Here is a 13175-nt window from a genome sequence, read left to right on the forward strand (position 1 = left end):
ATGCGTCTTCTCCGCTCTCTCATGGCTGCCGCCTCTGCGCTGTGCCTCATGGCCGCGCTGATCGGCGCACCGGCGCGCGCCGCCAGCCTGATCCGCGATCCCGATATCGAGTATTCGCTGGGCCAATTGGCCGCGCCCTTGCTCAAGGCCGCAGGGCTCAGCCCCAGCCGCGTCAAGATCATGGTCATCAATGACAGCAACCTGAACGCCTATGTGATTGATAGTGATCATATTTTCATCCACTCGGGGTTGATTTTGCGACTGGATCGCGCGGCGCAACTGCAATCCGTGATCGCCCATGAGGCCGCCCATATCGCCAGCGGGCACCTCACGCGGCGGCGAAATAATATGGCCAATATGCGCACTGCGGCGGGGCTGGGCCTTGCACTTGCGGCGGCGACGGCGGCCACCACCGGCAATACCAAAGCCGCCTCCGGCATCGGCCTCGGGGTCAGCTCTTCGGCGGCGCGGCTGTTTATGGCGCACACCCGCGACGAGGAAAACGCTGCCGATAATTCGGGCCTGCGCTATATGGCGCGGGCGGGCGTGGATGCGAAGGGCGCGCTAGAGGTGCTTGATCTGTTTCGCGGACAAGAGGCGCTGAGCACGTCGCGCCAAGACCCCTATGCGCGCACCCACCCGATGAGCCGTGACAGGTATCGCCGCATGGAGGCCGCCGCCGCCGGATTGGCCAGCAAAACGCCAGATGGCGACACCGCCGAGGCGCGCTATTGGTTCGACCGCGCCAAGGGCAAGCTTTCGGCCTTTCAGCGCGCCCCCAAATGGACCATGCGCCGCGCCAAAGAGAGCGTCTCGCCCGATATCACCTTGATGCGACAAGCCATCGCCCATCACCGCCAGACCCAAACCAAAGAGGCGCTGGCCACTTTGGATCGCGCGATCGTGATGCGGCCGAATGACCCGTTCTTGTTGGAACTCAAGGGCCAGTTTTTGATCGAGCGGCGCCAGTTCAGCGCCGCCGTTGCGGCATATGAATCCGCCGCCCGCCGCGCGCCCAATGACCCGCTGATCCTCGCCAGCCTCGGGCGCGCGCTTTTGGCGCTCGACACCAAGGATGCGACGCGCAAAGCCTTGACCGTGCTCGAAAAATCACGCGCGCGTGATTACTCCAACGCCAATGCGATGCGCGAACTGGGCATGGCTTATGCGCGGCTTGGCAATCACGGCATGGCCTCCTTGACGGTGGCCGAACGCCATGCGCTTGGCGGCAATATGAAGGACGCGGCGGTGCATGCCCAACGCGCCGAGGGCCTGTTGCCGCGCGGCTCTGGTGCTTGGCAACGCGCGCAGGATGTGATCTTTGCTGCTAAAGCCGCATCGAAACGGAGATAGCCGATGAACCGCACCCTGCCCGCCGCCCTGTTGAGCGCCTCGCTCCTTGCTGCACCGGCCTTTGCCTTTGACATCAACGCCATGAGCCCCGCCGAGAAAGAGGCCTTTGGCGCCGAGGTGCGCGCCTATTTGATGGAAAATCCGCAAGTCATCATGGATGCGGTCAATTCTCTCGAAGACCGCCAAGCCGCCGCGCAGGCCCAAACCGATGTGGATATGGTCAAGGTCAACGCCAAAGACATTTTTGACGATCCGACCTCTTGGGTTGGCGGCAATCCGGACGGCGACATCACCTTGGTCGAATTCACCGATTACCGCTGCGGCTATTGCCGCAAGGCCGTGGCCGACGTGGAAAAACTGCTCAAGACCGACGGCAATATCCGCTTTATTATCAAAGAATTCCCGATCCTTGGCGAGGCCTCTGTCGCCTCCTCGCGCTTTGCGATTGCGGTGCGGATGCTGCATGGCGATGCGGCCTATAAGGGCGCGCATGATGCGTTGATCTCGCATAAGGGCGGTATCAATGACGCCAGCTTGACGAAAATCGCCAAGGCGCTTGATCTGGACGCGGGTCCGATCCTTGACAAGATGGAGGCCGATGAGGTCACGCAAGTGATCGCGCGCAATCATGCGTTGGCGGGCCGCTTGCAGATCGGAGGCACGCCGACCTTTGTGTTGGGCGACCGGATGCTGCGCGGCTATGTGCCTTTCGACGGGATGCAGCAATTGGTGGCCGAGGCGCGCAAGGACTGATCCCATGCGCGCCCGTCCTGTGCGCGCTGCCGCGGTTCTGGCGCTTGCCCTTTGGGGCGGGCCGATGGGCGCGACCGATATCACGGCGCTCACCCCCGCCGAGCGGCAAGCCTTTGGCGCCTTGGTGAAATCCTATCTGATGGCCAATCCATCGGTGATCGCGCAGGCGCTATCGGCAACCACGCCCACCGATCTTTATGCCGATGACCGCGAGGCCGATCTGTCGATCATCGCGCGCCACAAGGCGCTTTTGTTTGATCGGCGCGCAGAGGGATTTGGCGAGGCTGATGCTGCGCTTGTGATTGCGCTGATCGGCGCTGGGGACTGCGCGCCTTGCCAGATGGCAGAGGCGGATTTGCGCGCCTTGGCCGATCGCTATGACATCCGCGTGCGGCGCCTTATGCCCGAGGAGGCCGCGACCTTCCTGAGCGAGATGCAGATCACCGACCTGCCCGCCTATGTCTTTGAAAACATGGTGCTTAGCGGCGCGATGCCCGCCGTGGTAATGGATCGCTATATCGCGCAGCGCTTGGACAAATAGCCCTATCCGGCCGCGCTGGCGCGGGCTTCGGCGTCCATTTCGGCCTGTATCGCCTCGGCCTTCTTCTCGACCTCTTCGACGATATGATCGATCATCTTGTCGTTGCTCATCTTATGGCTTTGCTTGCCCGCCAGATAGACCATCCCCGCCCCTGCGCCGCCGCCGGTAAAGCCGACATCGGTCATCAATGCCTCGCCTGGACCATTCACAACACAGCCGATGATCGACAGGCTCATCGGGGTTTTGATATGCTCAAGCCGTTTTTCCAGCGCCTCGACGGTTTTGATCACATCAAAGCCTTGGCGCGCGCAAGACGGGCAGGAAATGATATTCACCCCGCGGTGTCGCAAGCCAAGCGATTTGAGGATGTCATAGCCGACCTTGACCTCTTCGACCGGATCGGCAGACAAGGACACGCGGATCGTATCGCCAATGCCCATCCAGAGCAGGTTGCCCAGCCCGATGGCCGATTTGATCGTGCCGGACATAAGCCCGCCCGCCTCGGTGATGCCCAAATGGATCGGGGCATCGGTGGCCTCGGCCAAGGCTTGGTAAGCGGCAGCAGAGAGAAACACATCCGAGGCTTTGACCGAGATTTTAAACTCGTGAAAGTCATTGTCTTGCAGGATTTTGATATGATCCAGCCCGCTTTCGACCATCGCATCGGGGCATGGCTCGCCGTATTTCTCAAGCAAATGTTTTTCAAGGCTGCCCGCGTTAACGCCGATGCGGATCGAACAGCCGTGATCCTTGGCCGCTTTGATCACCTCTTTGACACGGGTCTCGTCGCCGATGTTGCCCGGATTGATGCGCAGGCACGCCGCGCCAGCCTCGGCGGCCTCGATGGCGCGTTTGTAATGGAAATGGATATCCGCGACGATCGGCACGGGGCTTTCGCGGCAGATTTCTTTGAGCGCCGTGGTCGCGGCCACATCGGGGGCAGAAATGCGCACGATATCGGCGCCAGCCTCAGAGGCGGCAATCACCTGCGCCAGCGTGGCGCGCACATCGCCGCTGTCGGTATTGGTCATGGTTTGCACGGTGATCGGTGCGTCGCCCCCCACGGGCACATTGCCGACCATGATCTGACGGCTCTTGCGGCGATAGATGTTTTTCCACGGGCGGACGTGATTGAGCGACATAAGGCGGGCCTTTCACCGAGGTGTTCGGCCCTAGGAATACGCGCTTGGGCACGGGGCTGCAATCAGGCAATACTCACCTTGGCGAGAGGTGCCGAAGAAGAGGTCGAAGCCTCCGGCGGGGATATTTTTAGAACCGGCAAGCAGGGCGCGCGCACCATCGCGGGTTCAGTTTTGTGCCTGCACCAATTCGGCCACAACGCGGGCCAGATCGCCATCCTTGTCGAGGCTGGCCACGCTATAGGTTTGCGTCAGATGGGCCACCGAAAGCGGCAGCTTGGACGTCACCGAGCCGCGCGGTCCGGCGGGGCCGATATGTTGGCCGTTCACCGCGAAATAGATTGCGCCGGATTCGCCCACGCGCAAGGTGGGTGCTTCTTCAGTGGCGGGCACGGCATAGCGGTCGCCCGCATTCATGATCCCTTCGAAGATCACCGTGCCATCAGCGGCGCGCACGCGCACCCATGCGGGACGGGCGGCGACAACGACGACTTCGGGTGCGGGGCCTTCGACCACCTGCACGCCGCTTTGATTGCTGCGCGCGGCGGGATCGGCGCTCAAACCTGCGCCCGTGCCATCGGCCATCATCGGCGCGGGTGTCGCTCGCGGCGAGGCTTCGCCATAGAAGGTGCCAATCGTGGATGGGTCCAGCGTCGAGATCGGCGCATCACGCGCGACCATCACCGGTACATCCAAAGCTTGCGGGCGATAGAGCCGGTCCAGCGATGCCGCGGGCGGCGCGAAAATGCCGGTCGGGGTGTCGCCCGAAGCCATCGCACCGGCGGCGCGCGCCGTGTCTGCGTCATCACTCAGGCCGCTATTTGCAGCCAGAGCGCCATCGAGCGGGTCAAGATCGGAGAGCACGGTCGGGGTATTTTCAACCGGCGCGAATTGCACACGCTGCACTTCGTTCAAAACGCTGTAACCGCCATAGCCGATGCCGCCGATCAGCAGCGCCAGAACCAGAACCGAGCCGACAGCGCTTGGTTCGATCCGCGACAGGAAGCTTTCGGCAATCGGGGTGAAGGGCGTTTTCGCACCGCCAAAGGGGTCCTTTTCGACGCGCTGCGCAGGCGCGGCTTCGCGGCGGGGGCTGGAGGCCTCCGACGACATGCCATGCGCGATGGAAAATCCGCTTTCGGCGCAGAACTGCGCAAAGGCGGCATCGGGATCCATATTCAGATAGCGCGCGTAAGAGCGCACATATCCGGCAATAAACCCGGGCGTATCAAAGGCGGTCGGATCGGTGTTTTCGATGGCGGCGATATAGGAGGCTTTGATCCGCAGCTCGCGTTGCACGTCGAGCAAGCTTTTGCCCATCGTCGCCCGTTCGCCGCGCATGGTATCGCCAAGACGCAACTCGAACGCATCAAAGCCACGCGGTTCTTCCACGTCTGCTTCGACCTTTTTGCGCGAGAATTTGCGCCTGATCATCGCTGCTGCCCCACTTCGGAATACACCACGAACCATCCCCGATTCGATGTGTGCTATTTCTTTACCGAAGCCTAGCACAGTGCAACCGAGATTGCACGTTATCCACAGGCTACCCCGCCAATTCGGCGCGATTCAGCGCACAATGGCTCCAGAGCGCGTCCATGGCCTTGACCAGATGATCCATCTCGCCCGCCCCATGCACCGGCGAGGGCGTGAAGCGCAGCCGCTCTGTGCCGCGCGGAACGGTGGGGAAATTGATCGGCTGGACATAGATGCCGTAGGTTTGCAGCAGCATGTCCGAGAGCTTTTGCGTATGCACCGGATCGCCCACAATCACCGGCACGATATGGCTGCCGTGGTCAATGATCGGCAGGCCCATGCCCTTGAGGCGGGTCTTGAGGATCTTGGCTTGGGTCTGGTGACGCTCGCGCAGGGTGCTGTCGGTTTTGAGGTGTTTGACCGAGGCCGCCGCCCCCGCCGCAATTGCGGGCGCAAGCGAGGTGGTAAAAATGAAACCGGGCGCAAAGGAGCGCACCGCATCGCACATTTTCTCCGAAGCCGCGATATAGCCGCCCATGACGCCATAGGCCTTGGCCAAAGTGCCGTTGATGATGTCCAGACGGTGCATCAGCCCGTCACGTTCGGCCACGCCCGCACCGCGCGGACCATACATGCCAACCGCATGCACTTCGTCGATATAGGTCAGCGCGCCGAATTCGTCGGCCAGATCGCAAATCGCTTCGATCGGGCCAAAATCGCCATCCATCGAATAGACCGATTCGAAGGCAATCAGTTTGGGCGCGGCGGGATCATCCGCCGCCAGCAATTCGCGCAGATGCGCCACGTCGTTGTGACGGAAAATCCGCTTCGCCCCGCCATTGCGGCGCACGCCTTCGATCATCGAGGCATGGTTCAATTCATCCGAATAAATAATCAAACCGGGGAAAAGCTTGGGCAGGGTCGAGAGCGTCGCATCATTGGCGATATAGGCCGAGGTGAACAAAAGCGCCGCCTCTTTGCCATGCAGGTCGGCCAATTCGGCTTCGAGCTGTTTGTGATACACGGTCGTGCCGGAAATGTTGCGCGTGCCGCCCGATCCGGCGCCCGCCGCATCAATGGCTTCATGCATTGCGGCCAAAACCACCGGATGCTGCCCCATGCCAAGATAATCATTGCCACACCATACGGTGATCGGCTGCTCCGCCCCGTCCGGACGGGTCCAAGTCGCATGCGGGAATTGCCCGTTCTTGCGCTCGATATCGATGAACGTCCGATAGCGGCCCTCATCGTGCAGGCTATTGATGGCTTGATCCAGCTTGGCCGTGTAGTCCACGGGCAGTCCTCCGTCTTGCTCTTGCCGCGAGGCTATAGACCATCTTTTAAGAGAGTCCTACCCCGCGAAAGTCGATCTTCCCGCGTTATGACGTCGCGCCATGTCTCCAGAAGGTCAGTTATTCAATTTCATGAATGAATACCGTTCGCGCATCCATTTCGCAACTGTTTTAGACATGCATCTGTTTTGCTGCATTGATTTCGATCAAGCGACCCTAGACAGCGGCGCATCACACGTTAGGCTGCGGTAACTTACTGATAAAGGAAGAATTCCGATGGCTGCCGCCCCGCTTCTCGACCCTGTTCTCTCGCGTATCGACACCGATCTGGAGGCGGCGACGGCGCGGCTTCTCGACCTGATGCGCATCCCGTCGATCTCGACCGATCCTGCCTATCAGGCGCAGTGTCTGGAGGCCGCAAACTGGCTGGTGTGCGATTTGCAAAGCCTTGGCGCAAAAGCAGAAATTCGCAAAACGCCAGGCCATCCGATGGTCATCGGCCATATCGGCGAGCAAAGCGACGCCCCGCATGTTCTGTTCTATGGCCACTATGATGTGCAACCGGTTGACCCGCTGGAGCTATGGGACGCTGCGCCCTTCGAACCCGCCGTTGAGAACGGCCCGAGCGGCGCGGTGATCCGCGGGCGCGGATCGTCGGACGACAAGGGGCAACTTATGACCTTTGTCGAGGCCTGCCGCGCGTGGAAAGCGGTCCATGGCACCCTGCCCTGCCGCATCACGTTTTTCTTTGAGGGCGAGGAGGAATCAGGCTCGCCCTCGCTGGTGCCCTTCATGAAGCAGAACGCCGAAGAGCTCAAAACCGATATCGCGCTGATTTGCGACACGGCGTTGTTCCAATCGAAAACCCCCGCCATCACCACGATGCTGCGCGGCCTTCTGGGCGAAGAGATCACCATCACCGGCCCCGACAAGGACCTGCATTCGGGGTTCTTTGGCGGCGCGGCGATCAATCCCATTCGCGTGCTGGCCAAGGTCATCGCCTCGCTGCATGACGAGCAAGGCCGCATCACCGTGCCCGGATTTTATGACGGCATCGAGGAGTTGCCCGAAGATATCGCCGCGCAATGGGAAGCGCTCAGCTTTGACGAAAAGGCCTTTTTGGGCGATGTGGGCCTGTCGACCCCTGCGGGCGAGGTGGGCCGCACGGCGCTTGAAATGGTCTGGTCGCGCCCGACCTGCGAGGTCAACGGCATCACCGGCGGCTACACGGGCGACGGGTTCAAAACCGTGCTGCCCGCCCGCGCCAGCGCCAAGATCAGCTTTCGCCTCGTCGGCGGGCAAGACCCGCATAGACTGCGCGAGGCCTTTCGCGCCCATGTGACCTCCATGCTGCCCCCCGATTGCTCGGTCGAATTTCGCGGCCACGGGGCCTCGCCTGCCTCGGTCATGTCCACCCAAAACCCCGCCTTCGAAGCCGCCCGCGGCGCGCTCAGCGACGAATGGCCCGACACCGCCGCCTATATCGGTTGCGGCGGTTCGATCCCGATTGCCGGCTATTTCAAGGACATCCTCGGGATGGATGCGATGCTCATCGGCTTTGGCAAGGACGACGACCAGATCCACAGCCCGAACGAGAAATACGACATGGAAAGCTTTCACAAAGGCACGCGGTCATGGGCGCGGGTTCTGGCCGCGCTGAGCGCGAAGACCTAGGAGATGATCCAAGGCTTCACCGCTCATATCGCCACCATAGACGGCGCGCGCGTCGCCTATAGCATCGGCGGGCCTGACGGCGGCGCCCTGCCGCCCCTCCTGTTGCTGCACGGCTTTCCGCAAACCCGCGCCATGTGGGGCCATATCGCGCCCGAGCTGGCCAAGGACCGCCGCGTGATCTGCGCCGATCTGCGCGGTTATGGCGCCTCGGAAAAACCGCAAACCATGCCAGAGCACAGCTTTCGCGCCATGGGGGCCGATCTCTTGGGGTTGATGAGCCATCTTGGGCACAGGCGCTTCGATCTGGTCGGCCATGATCGCGGCGCGCGCACCGCCCATCGCATGGCTCTGGACGCGCCCGAGCGCATCCGCTCCCTCACCGTGATGGATATCGTGCCGACGCATCTGCTGCTGGACGATCTGAACCGCCATGTGGCCAAAGGCTATTACCACTGGTTTTTTCTGGCCCAGCCCGCGCCCTTTCCCGAAACCATGATCTTGCATGATCCGGATGCGTTTTACGAAAGCTGCCTGTTGGGCTGGGGCGCGGCGCGGCTGGAGGATTTCGATCCGGCGCAATTGGAGGCCTACCGCGCGGCATGGCGTGATCCGGCGGTGACGGGCGGCATGTGCAACGATTACCGCGCCGCGCTTGCGGTCGATTTCGATCATGACGCGGCAGATCTGGCGCGCCCCGTCACCTGCCCCGCCTTGGTGCTATACGGGGCCGAGGGCGCGATGGCCTCGGCCTATGACGTGCCCGCCACATGGGCCGCGCGCTGCACCGATATGCGCGCCGAGGCGATCACCGGCGGGCATTTCTTTCCCGACACCAATCCCGCTGCGACCCTTGCGGCGCTCAAGGCGTTTTTGCCCAGCTAATCGCGCGCAGCCCCTTGAGCGCCAACACCGCCCAAGGTGCCCCAAGCAGGGCCAGATCAAAGATGATCCATCGGCGCGCGGAACTGCCCCGCCGCCAGCATCTTGCGCTTTTCCCAATCATGCGGCTCGGGCGCGAAGAGCACGAGGCCCACCGCCGAGCACAGCAGCAAAACGGTAAAAAACGGCAATCGGCCAAGGCGTTGCATCGGGCAGGCCCTTCACAGCAAAACACCCCGCGCCGGATAGCGGTTGCGAAGAATATATCCCATTGCGACCAAAAAATCGGGCGGCGCTGCGAAGATCAAATTCTGGACCTTGGGGAAAGTGGCGCGGTTGACGGGACTCGAACCCGCGACCCCCGGCGTGACAGGCCGGTACTCTAACCAACTGAGCTACAACCGCGCATACGTTTGCGTGGGCTTATCTTGGGCAGCGATGGCGCGGTTGACGGGACTCGAACCCGCGACCCCCGGCGTGACAGGCCGGTACTCTAACCAACTGAGCTACAACCGCTCGCTGCCGTCCGAAAGCCTTCGAACGTGAAGGGCGTTCTAGGCCCAAGCCCCTGCCCCGTCAAGCATCAATGACAAGAAATTTGTCACCTTTTCCGAGAAGCAATCAAAGTGCCGGAAAACAAGGGGTTTGCGCGGGCAATCGCGCGCCCTTGAACGCATCGCGGCGCCCCGTTTCGAGGCGCCGCAATCTTGTTCGATAATGACCGCCGGTTAAGGCCGCGGTCCTATTTGGTGATGATCTCCGGCCCCATGATCATATTGGGCAGATAGGTCGAGATCGCCGGAATGTATGTCACCATAATCAAGAAGACGAAGAGCACGGCAAGGAAGGGCAAAGCCGCCCGCACCACCGCCATCATCGGCATCCCCGCCACGCCCGAGGTGACAAAGAGGTTCAGCCCCACCGGCGGCGTGATCATGCCAATTTCCATATTCACCACCATGATGATGCCCAGATGGATCGGATCAATGCCCAGCTCGATCGCAATCGGGAAGACCAGCGGCGCGACGATGACCAAAAGGCCCGACGGCTCCATGAACTGCCCGCCGATGAGCAAGATCACATTGACCACAATCAAGAACATCACGGGACCAAAGCCCGCCGAGAGCATCGCGTTGGCGACATGCTGCGGCACTTGCTCGTCGGTCAAAACATGCTTGAGGATCAAGGCGTTGGCGATCACGAACATCAAGGTGACGGTCAATTTGCCCGCCTCGAACAGCGTGTGGCGCGTGTCCTTGTGCCCCCATGCGGTGAGCAGGGCAAGCGGTTTGGACAAGAGCGAGACATTGCCCCCGCCATCCTTGCCCGACAAGGGCCCCATATCGCGGTAAACGAAGCTGGCGATCAAGAAGGCATAGACCGCCGCGACGGCTGCGGCCTCGGTCGGGGTGAAAATCGCATTGGTCACGCCCGGGATGCCGTAGATGCCGACCATGATGATCACGATCAGGCCAAGCCCCCATGCCGCATCCTTGAAAGATGCGCCAATCTCGCCCCATCCGGCCCATTCGCCTTTGGGCATGTTCTTGATCCGCGCCATGATGTAGATGGCGATCATCAACATGACCCCAGCCATGATCCCCGGAATCACACCGGCGAGGAACATCCGCCCCACCGAAACCTCAACCGCAGCGGCATAAACCACCATGACGATGCTCGGCGGGATCAAAATCCCCAATGTGCCCGCATTACAAATCACGCCTGCGGCGAATTCCTTGGTATATCCGGCCTGACGCATCGCCGCGATGACGATCGATCCGATGGCCACCACGGTCGCCGGAGAAGAGCCCGACAAAGCCGCAAAAAGCATACAGGCGAACACACCCGCAATCGCCAACCCGCCGCGCAAATGCCCGACGCAGGCGATGGAAAACCGGATGATCCGTTGCGCCACGCCCCCCGTCGACATGAACGACGAGGCCAGAATGAAGAACGGGATCGCAAGCAAGGTCGCATGACCCTCGAAGGCGGCAAAGAGCGTTTGCGCGATAGAGGCCAGCGAGCTGTCCGAATAGACCAGCAAGAACAGGATCGACGACATGCCAAGGCTGACCGCGATCGGCACGCCGACCAGCATCAGGCCGACGATCAATACGAAGAGAAGGAACACTTCCATCAGTTAAACTCCCCGCGTTGTTCGCGAATTTCTTGGATTTCGTCTTCGACTTCATGGCTGGCGACAAGCCGGTCCTGGCGCCCCGCCCAAACCAATTGCCCCGCCTGCACAAAGCGCAGCAAGAGCAGCGCCATCGACAAAGGCAGCGCCAGATAGGGCACAAGCCGTGGCAGCTTGTCGTAGGTCTCGCCCTCGTTAAAGATGCCTTCGAGCCATTTCAAAGCGCCAGGATTGGGCACGCTATCGACCGCATACCAGCCCTTGGGGCGGAATTTCTCTTCAAAGCCCAGCGGGAACCAACGTCCCTCGGTGGCGGGCAGATTGGCGAAATTCGCCCAATAATCCCACGACCCTTTGAGCAGCAAAAACGTATAGGTCAAACAGACCGCAACCACGAACAGAGCAATCCGGCGGCGGGTTTTGGTGCCGAACAGATCGATGATCGCATCCACGCCCAGATGGGCGTTTTTCTTGACCGCATAGGAGGCGCCGAGCAGCCCGAGCCACGCGAACATGAACACCGTCAATTCGCCGCCCCAAAGGCCGATATTTTCAAGCTTCATCCATTCGATCACGGCGGGCGGATCGTTGTAAAACAGCTTGCGCACGACCACATTGATAAAGGTGACCATGGTCATCAGCCCCATGAGAACCGCGATCAGCGTCTCCTCGAGCCGGTCCATGAGGCTTTCACTCGGATGCGGATGCATCTCGTCCCTCCCCGTTTTATTTTGGGTGTTTCGTGGTTTGAAAAAGGCGGGCCATTTGCGCGGCCCGCCCCGTTTCATTTTGCACCTTGCGAGAGGCAAGGCGGCGCTTGGCGCCTTAGTGCGTCGCGTTGATGGCCTGCGCCGCGTCGATCATATCCTGACCCACGTCACCGGCGAATTGCGCCCATACCGGCATCATCACGTCCACCCATGCCTGACGCTGCTCGGGCGTCAATTCGCGGATCACGCCGCCCGCATCCAGCACCGCTTGGCGCGCTTGCTGGTTGACGGCAAAGCTTTCCTTGTTGCGGGTCTCGGTCACCTCTTTGAGGATGGTGAGGAATTGGTCACGCACATCCGCATCAAGCGTTTCGAGCCAATCCACATTGGTCACCACGAGATAGTCGATCACGCCGTGGTTGGTTTCGGTCGTGCCGTCCTGAACCTCGAAAAACTTCTTGCCGTAGATGTTCGACCATGTGTTTTCCTGACCGTCCACAACGCCCTGCTGCAAACCGCCGTAAACTTCGGAGAAGGCCATTTTCTGGGGGCTGCCGCCGATGGCTTCCATTTGCGCGACAAGCACATCCGAAGATTGCACGCGGAATTTGAGACCGTTGGCATCGGAGGGCAGCACCAAAGGCTTGTTCGCCGACATCTGCTTCATGCCATTGTGCCAAAACGCCAGACCCTGCAGGCCGCGGCGCTGCATCGAGTCGAGCATCGCCTGACCGTTGTCGGAGTTCTGGAAGGCGTCAACCGCATCGATGTTCTTGAACATGAAGGGCAGATCGAAGAGGCGGAACTGTTTGGTGAACTGCTCGAATTTCGACAAGGAGGGCGCGGCCAGTTGCACATCGCCTTGCAGCATCGCTTCGAGAACCTTGTTGTCATCATAAAGCGTGGAGTTCGGATAGACCTCCATGCAGGCCTTGCCGTTCATCTCGTCATTCACACGCTGCTCAAGCAAGGAGGCGGCGATGCCTTTGGGGTGCTTGTCGGTGTTGGTGACATGGCTGAACTTGATGACGATTTCGCCATCATCACAGGCGGCAGTGGCCGCGCCTGCGGTCACGGTGAGCGCCAATGCGGTGGCGGCTGCGGTGATAAATTTCATTTGGGGTCTCCTCCCTCTTTGAGACAAGTGATCAACGCGAAGCCAAAGCGGCCACGCGGGATGAAGAGAGGATTCGCTTTTGCCAGCGCAAGCTCAAGCCCCCGTGA

Annotated in this window: 12 protein-coding genes and 2 tRNA genes; 5 read left to right on the plus strand and 9 right to left on the minus strand. The window is 61.0% G+C overall.

From position 1 onward, the window contains the following. The 3 genes from ABWV64_RS02080 to ABWV64_RS02090 are packed head-to-tail and all read left to right on the plus strand — an operon-like array spanning position 1 to position 2647. On the plus strand, positions 1-1353 hold the full coding sequence (locus ABWV64_RS02080; RefSeq protein ID WP_353342618.1) for a M48 family metalloprotease: 1353 nt from the start codon (positions 1-3) through the stop codon (positions 1351-1353). Positions 1354-1356: 3 nt separating this feature from the next. Then, positions 1357-2106, plus strand: coding sequence for a DsbA family protein (locus ABWV64_RS02085; protein WP_353342619.1), 750 nt, complete (start codon positions 1357-1359; stop codon positions 2104-2106). Positions 2107-2110: 4 nt separating this feature from the next. Beyond that, the gene (locus ABWV64_RS02090; protein WP_353342620.1) at positions 2111-2647 is read left to right on the plus strand and encodes a hypothetical protein; all 537 of its coding nucleotides are present in this window, start codon (positions 2111-2113) and stop codon (positions 2645-2647) included. A 2-nt stretch (positions 2648-2649) separates the two neighbouring features. On the opposite strand, the gene ispG is transcribed toward ABWV64_RS02090, so the two are convergent. From ispG to hemA, 3 genes are all read right to left on the minus strand, one after another. After that, positions 2650-3789 carry a flavodoxin-dependent (E)-4-hydroxy-3-methylbut-2-enyl-diphosphate synthase gene (gene ispG, locus ABWV64_RS02095; protein WP_353342621.1) on the minus strand — a complete coding sequence of 380 codons (1140 nt, stop codon included), beginning with the start codon at positions 3787-3789 and terminating at the stop codon, positions 2650-2652. Between the two features lie 165 nt (positions 3790-3954). Then, positions 3955-5220, minus strand: coding sequence for a helix-turn-helix domain-containing protein (locus ABWV64_RS02100; RefSeq protein ID WP_353342622.1), 1266 nt, complete (start codon positions 5218-5220; stop codon positions 3955-3957). A 109-nt stretch (positions 5221-5329) separates the two neighbouring features. Continuing rightward, positions 5330-6553: a 5-aminolevulinate synthase gene (gene hemA / locus ABWV64_RS02105; protein WP_353342623.1), complete on the minus strand. Its 1224-nt coding sequence runs from the start codon at positions 6551-6553 to the stop codon at positions 5330-5332. Positions 6554-6827: 274 nt separating this feature from the next. On the opposite strand from hemA, the gene ABWV64_RS02110 reads away from it, so the two are divergent. Beyond that, a complete protein-coding gene (locus ABWV64_RS02110) occupies positions 6828-8225 on the plus strand; it encodes a M20/M25/M40 family metallo-hydrolase (RefSeq protein ID WP_353342625.1) in 1398 nt (465 codons plus the stop codon). Between the two features lie 3 nt (positions 8226-8228). Next, a complete protein-coding gene (locus ABWV64_RS02115; RefSeq protein WP_353342626.1) occupies positions 8229-9107 on the plus strand; it encodes an alpha/beta fold hydrolase in 879 nt (292 codons plus the stop codon). A 56-nt stretch (positions 9108-9163) separates the two neighbouring features. Here ABWV64_RS02115 and ABWV64_RS02120 read toward each other — a convergent pair whose 3' ends face one another. From ABWV64_RS02120 to ABWV64_RS02145, 6 genes are all read right to left on the minus strand, one after another. After that, on the minus strand, positions 9164-9313 hold the full coding sequence (locus ABWV64_RS02120) for a hypothetical protein (protein ID WP_353342628.1): 150 nt from the start codon (positions 9311-9313) through the stop codon (positions 9164-9166). 119 nt (positions 9314-9432) lie between these two features. Next, a tRNA-Asp gene (locus ABWV64_RS02125) sits at positions 9433-9509 on the minus strand. Positions 9510-9543: 34 nt separating this feature from the next. Beyond that, positions 9544-9620 (minus strand) — tRNA-Asp (locus ABWV64_RS02130). A gap of 226 nt (positions 9621-9846) precedes the next feature. Next, a complete protein-coding gene (locus tag ABWV64_RS02135) occupies positions 9847-11241 on the minus strand; it encodes a TRAP transporter large permease (RefSeq protein WP_353342629.1) in 1395 nt (464 codons plus the stop codon). Further along, positions 11241-11924 carry a TRAP transporter small permease gene (locus ABWV64_RS02140; RefSeq protein WP_353342630.1) on the minus strand — a complete coding sequence of 228 codons (684 nt, stop codon included), beginning with the start codon at positions 11922-11924 and terminating at the stop codon, positions 11241-11243. Before ABWV64_RS02140 ends, ABWV64_RS02135 begins: the two co-directional genes overlap by 1 nt. A 142-nt stretch (positions 11925-12066) precedes the next feature. Continuing rightward, positions 12067-13068, minus strand: a complete 1002-nt coding sequence (locus ABWV64_RS02145; protein ID WP_353342631.1) for a DctP family TRAP transporter solute-binding subunit — start codon at positions 13066-13068, stop codon at positions 12067-12069. Positions 13069-13175: the final 107 nt, after the last annotated feature.

This window comes from Litorivita sp. NS0012-18 (assembly GCF_040371945.1).
Taxonomy (GTDB): Bacteria; Pseudomonadota; Alphaproteobacteria; order Rhodobacterales; family Rhodobacteraceae; genus Litorivita.

What these genes read in the sequence shown, in the direction of transcription:
- ABWV64_RS02080 (WP_353342618.1), top strand. Translation starts at nt 1, where the DNA reads ATGCGTCTTCTCCGCTCTCTCATGGCTGCCGCCTCTGCGCTGTGCCTC.
- ABWV64_RS02085 (WP_353342619.1), top strand. Translation starts at nt 1,357, where the DNA reads ATGAACCGCACCCTGCCCGCCGCCCTGTTGAGCGCCTCGCTCCTTGCT.
- ABWV64_RS02090 (WP_353342620.1), top strand. Translation starts at nt 2,111, where the DNA reads ATGCGCGCCCGTCCTGTGCGCGCTGCCGCGGTTCTGGCGCTTGCCCTT.
- ispG (WP_353342621.1), bottom strand. Translation starts at nt 3,789, where the DNA reads ATGTCGCTCAATCACGTCCGCCCGTGGAAAAACATCTATCGCCGCAAG.
- ABWV64_RS02100 (WP_353342622.1), bottom strand. Translation starts at nt 5,220, where the DNA reads ATGATCAGGCGCAAATTCTCGCGCAAAAAGGTCGAAGCAGACGTGGAA.
- ABWV64_RS02110 (WP_353342625.1), top strand. Translation starts at nt 6,828, where the DNA reads ATGGCTGCCGCCCCGCTTCTCGACCCTGTTCTCTCGCGTATCGACACC.
- ABWV64_RS02115 (WP_353342626.1), top strand. Translation starts at nt 8,229, where the DNA reads ATGATCCAAGGCTTCACCGCTCATATCGCCACCATAGACGGCGCGCGC.
- ABWV64_RS02120 (WP_353342628.1), bottom strand. Translation starts at nt 9,313, where the DNA reads ATGCAACGCCTTGGCCGATTGCCGTTTTTTACCGTTTTGCTGCTGTGC.
- ABWV64_RS02135 (WP_353342629.1), bottom strand. Translation starts at nt 11,241, where the DNA reads ATGGAAGTGTTCCTTCTCTTCGTATTGATCGTCGGCCTGATGCTGGTC.
- ABWV64_RS02140 (WP_353342630.1), bottom strand. Translation starts at nt 11,924, where the DNA reads ATGGACCGGCTCGAGGAGACGCTGATCGCGGTTCTCATGGGGCTGATG.
- ABWV64_RS02145 (WP_353342631.1), bottom strand. Translation starts at nt 13,068, where the DNA reads ATGAAATTTATCACCGCAGCCGCCACCGCATTGGCGCTCACCGTGACC.